The sequence below is a fragment of the Dyella sp. genome (assembly GCF_035685805.1).
Lineage (GTDB): Bacteria > Pseudomonadota > Gammaproteobacteria > Xanthomonadales > Rhodanobacteraceae > Dyella_A.
The window spans coordinates 22798-40200 of record NZ_DASSAB010000023.1 but is presented as its reverse complement, the minus strand read 5'-3'; the positions used below and the strand labels follow the sequence as shown (position 1 = coordinate 40200).

The following is a 17403-nucleotide window of genomic DNA, read 5'->3' as shown; positions in this document are numbered from 1 at the left end:
GAGCCGCCGCTTTTTCCAACCACCGCCCCGGGGATTTCCACCATGTCGACTGCTTCCACGCCGCGTCGCGCGGCGCTTGCCTGTTCCATCCTGATCGGACTCGGCCTCACCGCCGCCCACGCGCAGGACGCCGCGCCCGCCAACGAGCACGTCAAGACCACCGAACTGCAGACGGTGAAGGTCACTGCCTCCAAGCGGGTGGAAAACCTGCAGAAGGTGCCGGTGTCGCTGACCGTGCTCACGCCGGAGAAGCTCGAAGCCTTCGGCCAGGCCGGCGACGGCGTGCTGCAGCTGGCCTCGCGCGCCCCCAGCGTGTACGCCGAAACGTCTTACGGCCGCGAGTTCCCGCGCTTCTACATCCGCGGCCTGGGCAACAGCGACTTCGACCTCAACGCCTCGCAGCCGGTGTCGATGGTGTACGACGACATCGTGCAGGAGAACCCGATCCTGAAGGGCTTCCCGCTGTTCGACCTGGCCCAGGTGGAAGTGCTGCGCGGCCCGCAGGGAACCTTGTTCGGCCGCAATTCGCCGGCCGGTGTGATCAAGTTCGAGTCGGTGCGCCCGAGCCAGGAGACCTCCGGCTACGCCCGCGTCTCCTACGGCTCGCTGGGCACCGCCAACGCCGAAGCGGCGCTGGGTGGCGCGCTGGGCGGGCACTGGTCCGGCCGCGTGTCGGCGCTGGCGCAGCACCGCGACAACTGGATCGACAACACCTTTACCGGCAAGAACGACGCGCTGGGCGGCTATAACGACCGCGCCGTGCGCCTGCAGGCGTTGTACGAAGAGGGCGGTTTCAGCGCCCTGATCAACGGCCACGCGCGCTGGCTCGACGGCACCGCCACGGTGAACCGCGCCAACGCGATCACCCTGGGCAGCAACGAATTCGAGCCGGGTTTCGAGCGCGACCAGGTGGCGCAGGACGGCGGCAACAAGCAGCACCTGTTCAGCTGGGGCAGCAACCTGCACCTGGACTGGAACCTGGGCGACATGAGCTTCACCTCGATCACCGGGCTGGAGCACGCCACGACCTACAGCCGGGGCGACGTCGACGGCGGCTACGGCGCGGTGTTCCACCTGCCGATGGGCCCGGGCTTCATCCCGTTCCCGTCCGAGACCGCCGACGCAATGCCGCACGATCGCCAGATCACGCAGGAATTCCGCCTCGCCAGCAACAGCCAGGATCGCCTGAACTGGCAGGTCGGCACCTACTACTTCGACGAAGACATCGCGATCAGCAACTTCGACTACGCCACCTTCAACGACCACGCGCTGGACGGCTACGCCAACCAGAGCCAGCGCACCAAGGCGTGGGCGCTGTTCGGCTCGGTCAACTACCAGCTGGCCGACGATTTCGAGCTGCGTGCCGGTGCGCGCTACTCGCACGACAAGCGCGACTTCCGCGTCGACCGCCTGCTCTCGCCGTTCGGTGCGCCGCCGCTCACGCTCACCGCCAACCCGAACGACTCGCGCTGGAGCGGCGACGTCACCGGCACCTGGACGGTGAGCCCCAACGTCAACGTCTACGCCCGCGTGGCGAATGGCTTCCGCGCCCCCAGCGTGCAGGGCCGCGTGCTGTTCTCGGACTTCATCTCGCAGGCCAAGCCCGAGACGATCACCTCCTACGAGCTGGGCGTGAAGTCCACCGGCATGGACAACCACGTGCGCTTCAACGCGGACGTGTACAGCTACACCATGCACAACCAGCAGCTCACTGCGGTGGGCGGCGACATCAACATCACCCGCCTGATCAACGCGAAGAAGACCGAGGGCTACGGCGCCGAGTTCGACCTGGAGGCCTACCTCACGCCGAACTTCGTGCTCACCGCCGGCGGCAGCTACAACCACACCGAGCTGAAGGACCCGACCCTGGCGGTAGCCGTGTGCGGCGCCCAGTGCACCGTGCTCGATCCGCGCAATGCCAGCGGCAACGCGCTGATCGACGGCAACGCGCTGCCCAACTCGCCCAAGTGGATCGGCACGCTCACCGCGCGCTACGGCATCCCGTACGGCGACAGCGGCGAGTTCTTCGTCTACACCGACTGGAACTACCGCAGCCAGGTGAACTTCTTCCTCTACGACTCGGCCGAGTTCAAGGGCAAGCCGCTGCTCGAGGGTGGCCTGCGCGCGGGCTACAACTGGGATTACGGCCGCCGCGAGATCGCCCTGTACGGCCGCAACATCACCGACAAGCGCGCGCTGATCGGTGCGATCGACTTCAACAACCGCACCGGTTTCGTGAATGACCCGCGGGTGATCGGCGTGGAATTCCGCGCCGAGCTGTAACCCCTGCTGCGTTGCGCCATCCCCGCGGATGGCGCAACGCAGATCACGATTCGCCATCCACCGGGCGCCCTGGGGCGCCCGGTCTCGTTTGCGCTGGCATCGTCGCACACGGGCCTTCCACGCACAGACCGTCACGGGCGCGCAGCGGTCAACGCATCAAGACGCGAACGTCGACACCCGTGCCAACTCATCCCGGGTCGTGGTCGAAAAGCCCCGTCGCGAAGCCATCGGCAGGCCTCCGACCCATACGCCTGCGCATCCTGTCCCTGCACCTACGCGGCGCCGCTCCCTGATCGGCACGCCGGGAGGCCGCACGGCCATTGGCTCATCGCCATTTTTCATATGGACATCTGGACGTCCGAACGCGAAATATCGCTTCGATTCACATGAAACTGTTGACGCGCCCTTTTCGGCTGGCCTAAGGTCGGATTCATGTCGCAGCGCAACAGCCACCACAGCCTTGCCCTGAGCCGTCGTCCCACGACGGTCGGCGACCCGCTGCTGGCCGGCGGCACTCTCCTTCTTCTCGCTCTTGTACTCGTACTCCTCATTACCAGCGGAGGTGCGGGCTAGCGGCTGCGTCCAGGCAAAAGAAACACACCTGAGACCCCCCAGACCCCGCACCGACCACGGCGCGGGGTTTTTTTTGGCCTGCGTTCCGCCCCTCCTGGAGATACCGATGAACCGCGATACCGACGTAGCCGTAGCCCAGCCGAACGACGCCGACCGCGTGCGCATCTTCGACACCACCCTGCGCGACGGCGAGCAGGCGCCGGGTTTCTCGATGGACCGCCGCGCCAAGCTGCGCATGGCGCAGGCGCTGGAAGCGCTGGGCGTGGACGTGCTGGAAGCGGGTTTCCCGCAGGCTTCGCCGGACGATTTCGCCGCCGTGTCGGAGATCGCCCGCACGTTGAAAACCACCACCGTATGCGGCCTGGCGCGCTGCCAGGACGGCGACATCGACACCACCGCCCGCGCGCTGGAAAAGGCGCAGCGCTCGCGCATCCACGTATTCCTCTCCACCAGCCCGCTGCATCGCGAGCACAAGCTGCGCATGAGCAAGGCGCAGGTGGTCGATGCCGCCATCAAGGCGGTCGAGCGCGCCGTGCAGCTCTGCCACGAAGTCGAGTTCTCCGCCGAAGACGCCCTTCGCACCGAGCCCGACTTCCTGGCCGAGGTGTTCAGCGCCGCGGTCGCCGCCGGCGCCACCACGCTCAATGCGCCGGACACCGTGGGCTACACCACGCCGGCGGAAATGATCGAGCTGTTCACCTACCTGCGCGCGCACGTGCAGGGCGCGGAGAAGGTGATCTTCTCCAGCCACTGCCACGACGACCTGGGCATGGCGGTGGCCAACTCGATGGCCGCGATCAGCGCCGGCGCGCGCCAGGTGGAGTGCACCATCAACGGCATCGGCGAACGCGCCGGCAACGCGGCGCTGGAAGAGATCGTAATGGCACTGAAGGTGCGCGCGCCGCACTTCGGCGTGGACACGCGCATCGACACGCGCCGGCTGTACCCCACCTCGCGCCTGCTCACCCAGCTCACCGGCCAGGCGGTGCCGCGCAACAAGGCGATCGTGGGCGAGAACGCCTTCGCGCACGAGTCGGGCATCCACCAGCACGGCATGCTCAAGCACCGCGGCACCTACGAAATCATGCGCCCGCAGGACGTGGGCATCGCCGAGACGAAGCTGGTGCTGGGCAAGCATTCCGGCCGCGCCGCGCTGCGCCAGCGGCTGGAAGCGCTGGGCCACGCGCCGGACGAGGCGGCGATGGAAGACATCCTGGCCCGCTTCAAGACGCTGGCCGACAAGAAGCGCGAGATCCACGACGAGGACCTGGAAGCCCTCGCGCTGGGCCAGGATCCGCAGGCCACCGGGCCGTGGCGCATCGTTCAGCTCAACAGCAGCACGCACCAGGGCAGCGCCTCCGCCTCGGTGAAGCTGGCCCACGACGACGGCCACGAGGCCAGCGAAGCGGCGATCGGCGACGGCCCGGTCGACGCCGTGCTGCGCGCCATCGAGCGCGCCACCGGCCACGCGGTGGAACTGACCGACTTCAGCGTGCGCGCGGTGAGCGAGGGCGGCGACGCCCAGGGTCAGGCCAAGCTCACCGCCCGCCACGCCGGCCGCGACTGGCGCGGCCACGGCATCAGCACCGACATCGTCGAAGCCACCGCGCTCGCCGCGCTGGCCATCGTCAACCGCATCGAACGCCAAGCGCCGGTCCGCGAGACCGCGGCCGTGGCGCACCTGTGAACGCCCCCATGCGCTCGTCCCCCCGCAACCAACGATGCCGGAGCCCCCGATGAGCACGCCCTTCCTCTGGCACAACGGTCGCCTGGTGCCGTGGGCCGACGCCACCGTCCATGTCACCACGCACGCGCTGCACTACGGCTCGTCGGTGTTCGAGGGCGAACGCGTGTACGCCACGCCCGCCGGCCCGGCGTACTTCCGCCTCGCCGATCACACCGCGCGGCTGTTCGAGTCCGCACGCGTGTACGACATCGCCATCGGCTACAGCGAGGAGGACATCAACGAAGCCTGCCGCGAGCTGATCCGTGCCAACGCGATGCGCTCGGCCTACGTGCGGCCGATCGTGTTCCGCGGTGCCGGCGGGCTGGGCGTGCTGCCCAAGGACGGTGCGCCGGTGGACGTGGCGATCATGGCGATGAGCTGGGGCGCGTATCTGGGCGACGCCCGCGAGAAGGGCGCCGACGTGTGCGTGTCGTCCTGGCATCGCCCGGCGCCGAACACCTTGCCGAGCTGGGCCAAGGCCGGCGGCAACTACCTGTCCAGCCAGCTGATCGCGGCCGAGGCGCGCCGCGGCGGTTACGACGAAGGCATCGCGCTGGGCCACAACGGTCTGCTCAGCGAGGGCGCGGGCGAGAACCTGTTCCTGGTCAAGAAGGGCAAGCTGCTCACCCCGCCGACCAGCGCCGGCATCCTCGCCGGCATCACCCGCGACAGCGTGATCACGCTGGCCAGCGACCTGGGCCTCGTGGTGGAAGAGCGCGACCTGCCGCGCGAGGCCCTGTACAGCGCCGACGAGATCTTCATGACCGGCACCGCCGCCGAGATCACGCCGGTGCGCTCGGTGGACCGCAAGGCGGTCGGTGCCGGCAAGCCCGGCCCGATCACCCGCACGCTGCAGGACGCCTTCTTCGGCCTGTTCGACGGCCGCACCGCCGATCGCTGGGGCTGGCTGGAGACGGTCGATGTCACTAGTGCGGTCTTCCCTGACCGCAAAGATCAAGAACCGGCCATCCATGGCCGGACTCCTCATCAACAGCCCGCCCCCATGGAGGCTTCGGCATGAGTGGCCCACGCACCCTGTTCGAAAAAATTTGGGACGCCCACGTGGTGGCGCCCGAGAGCACCGACACCCCGGCCGTGCTCTACGTCGACCTGCATCTGGTGCACGAGGTGACCTCGCCGCAGGCGTTCACCGAGCTGCGCGAACGCGGGCTCAAGCCCCGCCGCCCCGACCGCATGCTGGCCACGCTGGATCACTCCACGCCGACCCTGCCCGCCGGCGCGGATGGCGAGCGCCCTTACGCCAATGCCGAGGCCAAGGCGCAGGTCGCGCAGCTGGAAGCGAACTGCCGCGAATTCGGCATCCACCTGCACGGCTGGGACAGCGCCGACCGCGGCATCGTGCACGTGATCGGCCCGGAACTGGGCGCCACCCAGCCGGGCATGACCATCGTCTGCGGCGACAGCCACACCTCCACGCATGGTGCATTTGGAGCATTGGCGTTCGGCATCGGCACCACCGAGGTCGGCCACGTGATGGCGACCCAGTGTCTGCTGCAGCGCAAGCCGAAGACGCTGGCGATCCACGTCGACGGCGCCCTGCCCAAGGGCGTGGGCGCGAAGGACCTGATCCTGCACATCATCGGCCAGATCGGCGTCGATGGCGGCACCGGCCACGTCATCGAGTACCGCGGTCCGGCGATCGCGGCGCTGTCGATGGAAGAGCGCATGACGGTGTGCAACATGTCGATCGAGGCGGGCGCGCGCGCCGGCCTGATCGCCCCGGATGACACCACCTTCGCCTGGCTGAAAGGCCGTCCGCACGCGCCGCAGGGCGCCGCGTGGGACGCCGCCGTGGCGCGCTGGACGCAGCTGCACAGCGACGCCGGCGCCGTCTACGACCGCGAGGTGCGCATCGACGCGGCGGCGGTGAAACCTACCGTCACCTACGGCACCCATCCGGGCATGGCGATCGCCATGGACGCGCCGGTGCCGGCCGCACGCAACGCGGTCGAACAGCGCGCGCTGGATTACATGCACGCCACCGCCGGCCAGGCGATGCAGGGCATGGCGGTGGACGTAGTGTTCGTGGGCAGCTGCACCAACTCGCGCCTGTCCGACCTGCGCGAAGCGGCCGGCGTGCTGAGCGGCCGCCGCATCGCCGACGGCGTGCGCATGCTGGTGGTACCCGGCTCCGAAGCGGTGCGCCGCGACGCCGAGCGCGAAGGCCTGCACGAGGTGTTCGCCGCGGCCGGCGCCGAGTGGCGCGTGCCGGGCTGCTCGATGTGCATCGCGATGAATGGCGACCTGGCGCGGCCGGGTCAGCTCGTCGTGAGCACCTCCAACCGCAACTTCGAGGGTCGCCAGGGCAAGGGCGCGCGCACCGTGCTGGCCAGCCCCGCCACGGCGGCCGCCTCGGCGGTGGCCGGGCGCATCGCCGACCCGCGCGAGTACGTCCGCCAGGAGCAGGCCGCATGAAGCCCGTCACCCACATCCATTCGCGCACCGCCGCGCTGGCGGACGAGAACATCGACACCGACCGCATCATCCCGGCCCGCTTTCTCACCACCACCACCCGCGGAGGGCTGGGCAAGCTGTGCTTCCACGACTGGCGCTATCAGGCCGACGGCAGCGACAACCCCGCCTTCCCGCTGAACCGGGCGGAAGCGACCGGCTGCGCGATCCTGGTCGCCGGGCGCAACTTCGGCTGCGGCTCCTCGCGCGAGCACGCGCCGTGGGCGCTGCTGGATTACGGCATCCAGGCGGTGCTGTGCAGCGAGATCGCGGACATCTTCCGCAGCAACGCGCTGAAGAACGGCCTGCTGGCGATCATGGTCAGCGAGCCCGAGCACCGCTGGCTGCTCGAGCATCCCGGCGTGGAGCTGCACATCGACGTGCGCGAGCAGGTCGTCACGCTGCCCGACGGCGGCCGCATCACCTTCCAGCTCGAACCCTTCGCCCGCCACTGCCTGCTCGAAGGCGTCGACCAGCTCGGCTTCCTGCTGCAGCACGCCGACGCCATCACCCGTTACGAACACCAGCACGAGGAACACGCCGCATGAAAGCGCATATCGTCACCCTGCCTGGCGACGGCGTCGGTCCCGAGGTCACCGCCGTGGCCGTGGCCGTGCTGGAGGCCGTGGCCGAGCACTACGGCCACCGATTCACCTTCGAGGAACACGCGATCGGCGGCTGCGCCATCGACGCCACCGGCGAGCCGCTGCCGGCCGCCTCGCTGGAGGCATGCCAGAAGGCCGATGCGGTGCTGCTGGGCGCGGTGGGCGGCCCGAAGTGGTCCGACCCGAACGCCAAGGTGCGCCCCGAGCAGGGGCTGCTGGCGTTGCGCGCGGCGCTGGGCGTGTACGCCAACCTGCGCCCGCTGCAGGTGCACCCGGCGCTGGCCAGCCTGTCGCCGCTGAAGAACGAGAAGCTCAAGGACGTCGACGTGCTGTTCGTGCGCGAGCTCACCGGCGGCGCCTACTTCGGCGCCAAGACGCGCACGGCCGACGCCGCCACCGACGAGTGCAGGTACACCGAGGCCGAGATCGAACGCGTGGTGCGCCGCGCCTTCGCGCTGGCCCGCGAGCGTCGCCACCACCTCACCTCGGTGGACAAGGCGAACGTGCTGGAGACCTCGCGCCTGTGGCGCAACGTCGTGCAGCGCATCGCGCCGGAATACCGCGACGTGAAGGTCGAGCACCAGCTGGTCGACTCGATGGCGATGCTGCTGCTGACCCAGCCGGGCCGCTACGACGTGGTGGTCACCGAGAACCTGTTCGGCGACATCCTCACCGACGAAGCCGCCGCGCTGGCCGGCTCGCTGGGCCTGCTGCCCTCGGCCTCACTGGGCGAAGGCAAGCGCGGCCTGTACGAACCCATCCACGGTTCGGCGCCGGACATCGCCGGGCAAGGCGTAGCCAACCCCACCGGCGCGATCCTCTCCGCCGCGCTGCTGCTGCGCCACTCGCTGGGCCTGGAGGAAGAGGCGCAGTGCGTGGAGGCGGCCGTGTCGCAAGTGCTGGAACACGGTCCGCGCACCCGCGACATCGGCGGCCACGCCGGCACCGATGCCGTGCGCGACGCCGTGCTGATGGCGGTGGAAGAGCACGCGGCGATCCACCACGCCTTCTTCGCCGGAGGCCGCGCATGCGGTTGAGTCCGGCCCCGTTTGGCTTGCCCCGCGCGCCCGCCGGCAGACCCCCGTCGCGCTGCGCTGCCCACCTCCCCGGTACTCGCAGACATGTCCCGGGCGCGCGGGGAAGCCTTTCTCTTGGTCCTGATGGAGCATGTGATGCGCAGTGACGTGATGAAAACCGGCCCGGACCGCGCGCCCGCGCGGGCGATGATGCGGGCCACCGGGCTGGACGACGCGGCGATCGCCAGGCCGCTGGTGGCGGTGGTGCACACCTGGACCAACGTCAGCCCGTGCAACCTCAACCTGCGCGAGCTGGCCGACGCGGCGATCAAAGGGGTGCGCGCCGCCGGCGGCACGCCGATCGAGTTCAACACCATCGCGATCACCGACGGCATGGCGATGGGCACGCCCGGCATGCGCGCCTCACTGGTCAGCCGCGAGGTGATCACCGACTCGATCGAGCTGGCCGTGGACGGCCATTCGCTCGACGCGATGGTGGTGCTGTGCGGCTGCGACAAGACCATCCCCGCCGCGGCGATGGCGCTGGCGCGGCTGAACATTCCCGGCGTGGCGCTGTACGGCGGCACCATCGCCCACGGCAATCACGACAACCACCCGATCACCATCCAGCAGGTGTTCGAGGCGGTCGGCGCGCACGGCGCCGGTAAGATCGACGACGCCGAGCTGACCTCGGTGGAACGCGACGCCTGCCCCGGCGCCGGCGCCTGCGGCGGCCAGTTCACCGCCAACACCATGGCGATGGTGCTGACCACGCTGGGCCTGTCGCCGGTGGGCTTCAACGACATCCCGGCCACCCATCCGGCGAAGAAGCAGGCGGCCTATCGCTGCGGCGAGCTGGTGATGGAGTGCCTGAAGGCCAACCGCAGGCCAAGCGACCTGCTCAGCCGCAGCGCGTTCCAGAACGCTGCGCGTATGGTCGCTGCCACCGCCGGCTCCACCAACGCGGTGCTGCACTTGCTGGCGATCGCGCGCGAGGCCGGCGTCGAATGGAGCATCGAAGATTTCGAACCGGCCTCGGTGCACACGCCGGTGATCGCCGACCTGCTGCCCGGCGGCCGCTACACCGCAGTGGAGATGTTCGGCGCCGGCGGCGCCGCCCGCGTGGCGCAGGAGCTGATCGCCGCCGGCATGCTCGCCGACACGCCGACCGTCACCGGCAGCACGCTGTTCGCCGAGGCCGCAGCTGCACCGCGCGCCGAGAACCAGGACGTGATCCTCCCGGTGAGCGCGCCGCTGAAGCCGCGCGGCGGCTACTCGATCCTCTACGGCAACCTTGCGCCCGAGGGCTGCATCCTCAAGCTGGCCGGCAAGACCGGCACCCAGTTCGAAGGGCCGGCCCGCGTGTTCGAGAGCGAGGAGGCCGCGTTCGCTGCCGTGCAGTCCGGTGGCATCGCCAAGGGCGACGTCATCGTGATCCGCAACGAAGGCCCGGCCGGCGGCCCCGGCATGCGCGAGATGCTCGGCGTCACCGCGGCGCTGGTCGGTCGCGGCCTGGGCGACGACGTGGCGTTGATCACCGACGGCCGCTTCTCCGGCGCCACCCACGGCTTCATGGTCGGCCACATCGCGCCGGAAGCCGTGCGCGGCGGCCCGATCGCCCTGCTGAGCGACGGCGACCGCATCGTCATCGACGGCGACCGCCGCGAGCTGCGCACCACCGCCGACCTCGACGCTCGCCGCGCGGGCTGGACGCCGCCGCCGCCGAAGGTCACCCACGGCGCCCTGGCCAAGTACGCCCGGCTGGTCGGCTCCGCTTCCGACGGCGCCACCACCCGCGCCGACACCCCCTACGTTTCGGCCGTCCAGACGGCCAAAGCATCCGCAGAACACACCCAAGGAGTCACCGCATGAGCACCAACAAAGAAAACCTCCTCGCCAAGGGCCGCATCGCCGTGCTCGGCTACGGCAGCCAGGGCCGCGCCCATGCGCTGAACCTGCGCGACTCCGGCCTCGACATGGTCGTGGGCCTGCGTCCGAACGGCCCGACCTGGCACAAGGCCAAGGCCGAGGGCTTCACCGTGGTGGAGCCCGCCGAAGCGGTGAAGGGCGCCGACCTGGTCGCCGTGCTGACGCCCGACATGGTGCAGCCGACGCTGTACACCGAATCGATCGAGCCGAACATCAAGCCCGGCGCGGCGCTCTTGTTCGCGCACGGCTTCAACGTGCACTTCGGCCAGATCACCCCGCGCAAGGACATCGACGTGATCTTGGTGGCGCCGAAGGGCCCGGGCGCGCTGGTGCGCACCGAGTACGAGCGCGGCCGTGGCGTGCCGAGCATCTGGGCGGTGTACCAGGACGTCAGCGGCCAGGCCGAGGCCAAGGCGCACGCCTACGCCGACGGCATCGGCGGCGGCCGCGCGCTGTTGATCAAGACCGACTTCAAGGAAGAGACCGAGACCGATCTGTTCGGCGAGCAGGCCGTGCTGTGCGGTGGCGCCAGCGACCTGGTGAAGGCCGGCTTCGAGACCCTGGTGGAAGCCGGCTACCAGCCGGAGATCGCCTACTACGAGGTGATGCACGAGCTGAAGCTGATCGTCGACCTGTTCTACGAAGGCGGCCTCACCAAGATGCTGCAGTTCGTCTCCGAGACCGCGCAGTACGGCGACTACGTCAGCGGCCCGCGGGTGATCGACGCCGGCGTGAAGGCGCGCATGAAGGACGTGCTGACCGACATCCAGGACGGCACCTTCGCGAAGAACTGGACCGAGGAATACAAGGCCGGCCTGCCCAACTACAAGCGCATCAAGCAGGCCGACCTCGACCACCCGATCGAGCAGGTTGGCGCCAGGCTGCGCGCCCGCATGCCGTGGCTGCAGACCGGCACCGCCCAGCCGGCCGCCGCCGCCGGTGAACCGCTGAAGAAGGTCGGCTGAAGTCGCCGACCCGCCGGCCGCGCGTGATCCGCGCGCGGCCGGACCGAACGCAACGCTTGAGGAACCGTCCCGTGAACCTGCAGACCGTGAAGTCCGATCCCGCGCCGATCCTGCCGCCGCCCGGCGTGCACCCGCTCGCCGGCACCCCGATGACCGGTGCCGAGATCGTGGTGCAGGTACTCGCCGACGAGGGTGCGGACGTGCTGTTCGGCTACTCCGGCGGCGCCATCCTGCCGGTGTACGACGCGGTGTTCCGCTACAACGCCGAGCACCCGCGCGAGGACGGTCGCGACGCGATGCCGCTGATCGTGCCGGCCAACGAGCAGGGGGCGGGCTTCATGGCCGCCGGCTATGCGCGCGCCTCCGGCAAGGTCGGCGTGGCGGTGGTCACCTCCGGCCCGGGCGCCACCAACACGGTGACGCCGGTGCGCGACTCGATGGCCGACTCGATCCCGCTGGTGGTGATCTGCGGCCAGGTGCCCACCGCGGCGATCGGCAGCGACGCGTTTCAAGAGGCGCCGATCAGCAGCATCATGAGCGGCTGCGCCAAGCACGTGTTCCTGGTCACCGATCCGGCGAAGCTCGAACCCACCCTGCGCACCGCGTTCGAACTGGCCCGCAGCGGGCGTCCCGGCCCGGTGGTGCTGGACATCCCCAAGGACGTGCAGAACGCCGCGCTGACCTTCCAGGGCGAAGGACAGCTGGCGATTCCCGGCTACCGGGCGCGGATGCGCGCGGTGGAACAGGCGCATCTCACCGACGCCGACTGCGCCGCCTTCTTCGCCGCGCTAAGCCAGGCGAAGCGGCCACTGATCTACGCCGGCGGCGGCGTCGTCGCGGCGGAAGCGGCCGAGGCGCTGCGCGCGTTTGTCGATGCGTTCGGCCTGCCGGTCACCACCACCCTGATGGGCATCGGCGCAGTCGACACCACCGCGCCACTGGCCCTGCACATGCTGGGCATGCACGGCACCGCCTACGCCAACTACGCGGTGGAGGATTGCGACTTTGTGCTGGCGCTGGGCGCGCGCTTCGACGACCGCGTGGCCGGCGTGCCGGGCAAGTTCGCGCCGCGCGCGCGCTTCATCGCCCAGGTCGATATCGACCCGGCCGAGATCGGCAAGGTGAAGGCGGTGCAGTGGCACCACTGCGGTCCACTGGTGCGCACGCTGGACCGGCTGCGCCGCTACGGCAAGGCGCAGGGCTTTCGCCCGCAGTCCGACGGCCGCTACGCCTCATGGCACCGGCACGTGGCCGACCTCAAGCGCGTGCATGCAATGAACTACGACCGCGCCAGCGCGATGATCCAGCCGTATGCGGTGATCGAGGCGATCAACCGCATCACCGACGGCCGCGCGATCATTTCCACCGGCGTGGGCCAGCACCAGATGTGGGCGGCGCAGTACTTCGACTTCCGCGGACCGCGCCAGTGGCTCACCTCCGGCTCGATGGGCACGATGGGCTTCGGTCTGCCGGCGGCGATCGGCGCGCAGTTCGCGCGACCGGACGCGCTGGTGATCGACCTCGACGGCGACGCCAGCATCCGCATGAACTTCGGCGAGCTGGAGACCGTCACCACCTACGGCCTGCCGCTGAAGGTGGTGGTGTTCAACAACGCTGGCGACGGCATGGTGCGGCAGTGGCAGAAGCTGTTCTTCGAGAGCCGCTTCGCCTCGTCGGACAAGACCCTGCACACCAAGGACTTCGTCAAGGCCGCGCAGGCCGACGGCTTCGCCTGGGCGCAGCGGCTGGAGCAGCCGCCGGAGATCGAGCGGGTGATCGCCGACTTCCTCGCCTTCGAAGGCCCGGCCTTCCTCGAGGTGATCATCGATCCGGACGCGGGCGTCTACCCGATGGTCGGCCCCGGCATGACCTACGCACAGATGATCACCGGCGAACACATCGCTTCGCGCACGCCGCCGGAGGCGGCCGATGGCGCGCCGGCGGACATGTTCTAGCGGCTTGCCTCGTATGAAGCAGAGACGCTGGATGACCGGCATTCGCCGTTGAACAGCGCTTCCGGCTTTCGCCGGGATGACGGCTTGAGGTTTCTGGCTGGCCGGGCAACCGATCCGCAGCCGCATCACGGGCTCGCATTTCCGTCATCGCGGCGAAAGCCGAGATCCCAGTGACTCCTCACTGCACGACGCAACCCGCTGCCAAGACCCAACCTGCCGCCTACCCACCTCGGACCACGGGCAACAAACGCTTCACGGAATCCCATGAAACACACCCTCTCGATCCTCCTGCAGAACGAATCCGGTGCGCTGGTGCGCGTGGCGGGGCTGTTCTCCTCGCGCGGCTACAACATCGACTCGCTCAACGTGGCGCCGACCACCGACATTGAGGTGTCGCGCCTGGTCGTGGTCACCCACGGTGGCGACGAATCGATCGAGCAGATCCTCAAGCAGGCGCGCAAGCTGGTGGACGTGATCGAGGCGGTGGAATTGCCCGCGCCCGTGGCGGTGCCATCGGATCCGGCGGCGGGCGCGTGAGCGCGATGAGCGACGACGGGCTCGACCTGCTGCGCCGCGTGCTCACCGCGCGCGTCTACGAGGTGGCGCGCGAAACCGAGCTCGATCCGGTGCCCGCGCTGTCGCGCCGGCTCGGCAACACGGTGCTGCTCAAGCGCGAGGACAACCAGCCGGTGTTCTCGTTCAAGCTGCGCGGCGCCTACAACAAGATGGTGCAGTTGGATGCCGCCGCCCGCGCACGCGGCGTGATCACCGCCTCGGCCGGCAACCACGCCCAAGGCGTGGCGCTGGCCGCGGCACGGCTGGGCATCCGCGCGGTGATCGTGATGCCGCAGACCGCGCCGCAGGTGAAGGTGGACGCGGTGCGCACGATCGGCGGCGACGCGGTGGACTTGGTGCTGGCCGGCGATTCCTACAGCGACGCCCAGGCCGCCGCGGCCGCACTGCAGGCCGCGCACGGCTACACCCTGGTGCATCCATTCGACGACCTGGACGTGATCGCCGGCCAGGGCACCGTGGGCATGGAGATCCTGCGCCAGCACGCCGGGCCGCTGCACGCGATCTTCGTACCGGTGGGCGGCGGCGGCCTGCTCGCCGGCGTGGCGGCGTTCGTCAAGGCGGTGCGGCCACAGGTGAAGGTGATCGGCGTGCAGAGCGCGGCCGCCGACGCGATGGCGCAGTCGCTGGCGGCGGACGAGCGCGTGCTGCTCGACGAGGTCGGCCTGTTCGCCGACGGCACCGCGGTGAAGCAGGTGGGCGAGCAGACGTTCGCGATCTGCCGACAACACGTGGACGGCATGATCCGCGTGGATACCGACGCGATCTGCGCCGCGATCAAGGACATGTTCAACGACACCCGCAGCGTGCCCGAACCCTCCGGCGCGCTGGCGCTGGCCGGGCTGAAGCAGTACGCCGCCGCGCACGGCCTGCAGAACGAGACGCTGGTGGCGATCTGCTCCGGCGCCAACATGAATTTCGATCGGCTGAGTTTCGTCGCCGAGCGCGCCGAGGTGGGCGAGCAGCGCGAGGCGCTATTCGCCGTGACGATTCCCGAAGAGCGCGGCAGCTTCCGCCGCTTCTGCGAGGCGCTGGGCCGGCACAGCCTCACCGAGTTCAACTACCGCATCGGCGACGTGCGGCAAGCCCACCTGTTCGTGGGCATCCGCACCGGCGGGCGGGCGGAGAGCCGCGCGCTGGCCCGCGCGTTCGAGGCGCAGGGCTTCGGCGTGCTCGACCTCAGCGACGACGAGCTGGCCAAGCTGCACCTGCGCCACATGGTCGGCGGCCGCTCGCCGCTGGCGCACGACGAGCTGCTGTACCGCTTCGACTTTCCCGAGCGCCCCGGCGCGCTCACGCGCTTCCTGGCGCAGCTGCATCCGGACTGGAACGTGAGCCTGTTCCACTACCGCAACCAGGGCGCCGACCACGGCCACATCCTGGTCGGCCTGCAGGTGCCGCCCGGCGAACGGGCAACATTCGCACGCTTCCTCGCCGCGCTCGGCTATCCGTACTGCGACGAGAGCGGGAACCCGGCCTACCGGCTGCTGCTCTGCGCGCCGACGGCGCCCGCGCGACAGGGGCTGCGCACAGGCTGAGGCACGCCTGCGCGTCTGGCCGCCGCAGCGCGACGCTCACCTGGCGCTCGCAGGGCGTTTACGTGTGCGCGTGCAGCCTCGGGAGCCTTCCCTGCACCGGAGCATCCCATGCCGATCAATCCTGCCCAGCCCCAGCCGCCGTTCGCCGAACCCGGCAAGTCGCCGCCGCTGCCGGAGGTGCAGAACCCGGGCCACGCACACCCCGAGCGCGATGCCGACCCGGAGCCGCTGGAAGAGCGAGACGATCCGATCCAGCCGGCCCGCCCATGAGGTTGACCGGTGCCCATGGCACGGATGCAATCGCGTCGTCGCAGGCGCCAACGGCACGCTGAGGCGCGCCTTCGGCCCACCGCGGACCGCACCGGCCCAAGTCGATGGCTGTCGGTCGAGTGGGAACGAGCGGCTGAAGCACGTGCGCCGGGGCCGGTTCCGCTGGAGCACGCCGGGCGGAACATATCCGGCTGAAACGGCTTCGTCAGAACGAGCGAAGGGGCAAGTCGACAGGGACCAGTCGCCTGGAACGAGTGGACCGGAGCAGCCGGCCTAGAACAGGTCGACGCTGCCGGCGGCCTTGCTGTCGTCCAGTGCGCCGCGGGTGCGCAGATCCTCGTAGCCGAAGACCTTGTTGCGACCGTGGTTCTTGGCGTAATACAGCGCCTTGTCGGCGCGGTCGATCACCGTGGCGGGATAGTCGTGCTCGCCCACGGCGGCATAGCCCACGCTCACCGTGACCTGGCCGATCTGCGGGAAGACGTGCGCCTGCACGCGGCTGCGAAAGCGCTCCAGCGCAATCCCTGCCGTGGCTTCGTCATCGGCCTCCAGCAGCACCAGGAACTCTTCGCCACCGAAGCGGAACAGTGCATCGTTCTGGCGGAAGCTGGCGCGCATCTGCTGGGCGATCACCAGGATCACCTCGTCGCCGTACAGGTGTCCCCAGGTGTCGTTGATGCGCTTGAAATGGTCGATGTCCAGCATCGCCAGCCAGCGCGGCGTGCTCGGCTGCTCGGCGTCGCCGTCGTCGAGACGCTTGGTCTGGCGCTGCATGTGGCGCTCGAAGGTGCGCCGGTTGTAGAGCCCGGTGAGCTTGTCGCGCTCGCTTTCGTCCAGCAGCGCGATGTAGTTGGCGTAGATGCGGGCGAACCCTTCCACCAGCGCGCGCAGGCCGTCCATCGGATGCTCGCCCTCGAGCATCAGCGCGCCCATCACGCGCCCCTCGCGGCGGATCGGCACCAGCATGCCGTGGTTGCCGTCGCGCAAGCGCACGCAGCCACCATCGCGGTCACCCTGGCGCAGCAGCATCTGGGCGGTGTCATCGCTGGCTGGCTGCAGCGAAACCACGCTGTACCGGTCGTGCTCGTCGCGCGCGCAGCGCACCAGGCCCTCCACCGGGTCGCCGCGTCCGCCGCTGCGCTTGTAGAGCGTCACCACGTGCGCGTCGGCCAGCTCCGCCAGCGACAGCGTGAGGCTGTGGTCGAGCGCGTCGATGTCGCGGTGGTGGGTGAACTGCGCCACCGAGTCCAGCACGCGCAACTGCGGCGCGCCGTCGTTGCCGGCCCACGCCGACAGCTCCGCGAACAGCGGCGGCAAATCATCGGCGGCTTGGGCAGTTTCGGTGGACATGGCGCTCCCCACCCGGTTGCGCCGGCACCGTGGAAACGGTGGGCCATGGCGCAACGGGCCTTGCGGGGATAACGGCCGACCGGGCGGCGACTTGAGCGCAGCGCATGCGCGCTGCGCAGCAGGTCGCCTATGCGACTGCACGCTCAGG

Annotated in this window: 13 protein-coding genes; 12 read left to right on the top strand and 1 reads right to left on the bottom strand. The window is 69.8% G+C overall.

Annotated elements, in window-relative coordinates:
- The first annotated feature begins 42 nt into the window (after positions 1–42).
- The 12 genes from VFG40_RS04845 to VFG40_RS04790 all read left to right on the top strand — a co-directional run bounded on the left by VFG40_RS04845 (position 43) and on the right by VFG40_RS04790 (position 15905).
- Positions 43–2283, top strand: a complete 2241-nt coding sequence (locus tag VFG40_RS04845; RefSeq protein WP_324895470.1) for a TonB-dependent receptor — start codon at positions 43–45, stop codon at positions 2281–2283.
- Between the two features lie 679 nt (positions 2284–2962).
- Complete coding sequence (locus VFG40_RS04840; RefSeq protein ID WP_324895468.1) at positions 2963–4543, top strand: 2-isopropylmalate synthase; 1581 nt, start codon at positions 2963–2965, stop codon at positions 4541–4543.
- Between the two features lie 49 nt (positions 4544–4592).
- Positions 4593–5603, top strand: coding sequence for a branched-chain amino acid transaminase (locus VFG40_RS04835; RefSeq protein WP_324895466.1), 1011 nt, complete (start codon positions 4593–4595; stop codon positions 5601–5603).
- The gene (leuC, locus tag VFG40_RS04830) at positions 5600–7018 is read left to right on the top strand and encodes a 3-isopropylmalate dehydratase large subunit (RefSeq protein ID WP_324895464.1); all 1419 of its coding nucleotides are present in this window, start codon (positions 5600–5602) and stop codon (positions 7016–7018) included. Before VFG40_RS04835 ends, leuC begins: the two co-directional genes overlap by 4 nt.
- Positions 7015–7602, top strand: a complete 588-nt coding sequence (gene leuD / locus VFG40_RS04825) for a 3-isopropylmalate dehydratase small subunit (protein WP_324895462.1) — start codon at positions 7015–7017, stop codon at positions 7600–7602. The genes leuC and leuD overlap by 4 nt, the downstream gene beginning before the upstream one ends.
- Positions 7599–8696 (top strand): 3-isopropylmalate dehydrogenase, encoded by a 1098-nt coding sequence (gene leuB / locus VFG40_RS04820; RefSeq protein ID WP_324895460.1) that lies wholly within the window; start codon positions 7599–7601, stop codon positions 8694–8696. The genes leuD and leuB overlap by 4 nt, the downstream gene beginning before the upstream one ends.
- 135 nt (positions 8697–8831) lie before the next feature.
- On the top strand, positions 8832–10547 hold the full coding sequence (ilvD, locus tag VFG40_RS04815; RefSeq protein WP_324895458.1) for a dihydroxy-acid dehydratase: 1716 nt from the start codon (positions 8832–8834) through the stop codon (positions 10545–10547).
- Positions 10544–11569 (top strand): ketol-acid reductoisomerase, encoded by a 1026-nt coding sequence (ilvC, locus tag VFG40_RS04810; RefSeq protein ID WP_324895456.1) that lies wholly within the window; start codon positions 10544–10546, stop codon positions 11567–11569. The genes ilvD and ilvC overlap by 4 nt, the downstream gene beginning before the upstream one ends.
- Before the next feature lie 71 nt (positions 11570–11640).
- Positions 11641–13524: a biosynthetic-type acetolactate synthase large subunit gene (ilvB, locus tag VFG40_RS04805; RefSeq protein WP_414649245.1), complete on the top strand. Its 1884-nt coding sequence runs from the start codon at positions 11641–11643 to the stop codon at positions 13522–13524.
- 264 nt (positions 13525–13788) lie between these two features.
- On the top strand, positions 13789–14061 hold the full coding sequence (gene ilvN / locus VFG40_RS04800) for an acetolactate synthase small subunit (RefSeq protein ID WP_324895454.1): 273 nt from the start codon (positions 13789–13791) through the stop codon (positions 14059–14061).
- Between the two features lie 5 nt (positions 14062–14066).
- Positions 14067–15635, top strand: a complete 1569-nt coding sequence (ilvA, locus tag VFG40_RS04795) for a threonine ammonia-lyase, biosynthetic (RefSeq protein WP_324895535.1) — start codon at positions 14067–14069, stop codon at positions 15633–15635.
- 108 nt (positions 15636–15743) lie between these two features.
- Positions 15744–15905 (top strand): hypothetical protein, encoded by a 162-nt coding sequence (locus tag VFG40_RS04790; protein ID WP_324895452.1) that lies wholly within the window; start codon positions 15744–15746, stop codon positions 15903–15905.
- A 273-nt stretch (positions 15906–16178) separates the two neighbouring features.
- Here VFG40_RS04790 and VFG40_RS04785 read toward each other — a convergent pair whose 3' ends face one another.
- Complete coding sequence (locus VFG40_RS04785; protein ID WP_324895450.1) at positions 16179–17255, bottom strand: GGDEF domain-containing protein; 1077 nt, start codon at positions 17253–17255, stop codon at positions 16179–16181.
- Positions 17256–17403: the final 148 nt, after the last annotated feature.

What these genes read in the sequence shown, in the direction of transcription:
- ilvA (WP_324895535.1), top strand. Translation starts at nt 14,067, where the DNA reads ATGAGCGACGACGGGCTCGACCTGCTGCGCCGCGTGCTCACCGCGCGC.
- VFG40_RS04790 (WP_324895452.1), top strand. Translation starts at nt 15,744, where the DNA reads ATGCCGATCAATCCTGCCCAGCCCCAGCCGCCGTTCGCCGAACCCGGC.
- leuB (WP_324895460.1), top strand. Translation starts at nt 7,599, where the DNA reads ATGAAAGCGCATATCGTCACCCTGCCTGGCGACGGCGTCGGTCCCGAG.
- ilvC (WP_324895456.1), top strand. Translation starts at nt 10,544, where the DNA reads ATGAGCACCAACAAAGAAAACCTCCTCGCCAAGGGCCGCATCGCCGTG.
- VFG40_RS04835 (WP_324895466.1), top strand. Translation starts at nt 4,593, where the DNA reads ATGAGCACGCCCTTCCTCTGGCACAACGGTCGCCTGGTGCCGTGGGCC.
- leuC (WP_324895464.1), top strand. Translation starts at nt 5,600, where the DNA reads ATGAGTGGCCCACGCACCCTGTTCGAAAAAATTTGGGACGCCCACGTG.
- ilvN (WP_324895454.1), top strand. Translation starts at nt 13,789, where the DNA reads ATGAAACACACCCTCTCGATCCTCCTGCAGAACGAATCCGGTGCGCTG.
- VFG40_RS04785 (WP_324895450.1), bottom strand. Translation starts at nt 17,255, where the DNA reads ATGTCCACCGAAACTGCCCAAGCCGCCGATGATTTGCCGCCGCTGTTC.
- leuD (WP_324895462.1), top strand. Translation starts at nt 7,015, where the DNA reads ATGAAGCCCGTCACCCACATCCATTCGCGCACCGCCGCGCTGGCGGAC.
- VFG40_RS04845 (WP_324895470.1), top strand. Translation starts at nt 43, where the DNA reads ATGTCGACTGCTTCCACGCCGCGTCGCGCGGCGCTTGCCTGTTCCATC.
- VFG40_RS04840 (WP_324895468.1), top strand. Translation starts at nt 2,963, where the DNA reads ATGAACCGCGATACCGACGTAGCCGTAGCCCAGCCGAACGACGCCGAC.
- ilvD (WP_324895458.1), top strand. Translation starts at nt 8,832, where the DNA reads ATGCGCAGTGACGTGATGAAAACCGGCCCGGACCGCGCGCCCGCGCGG.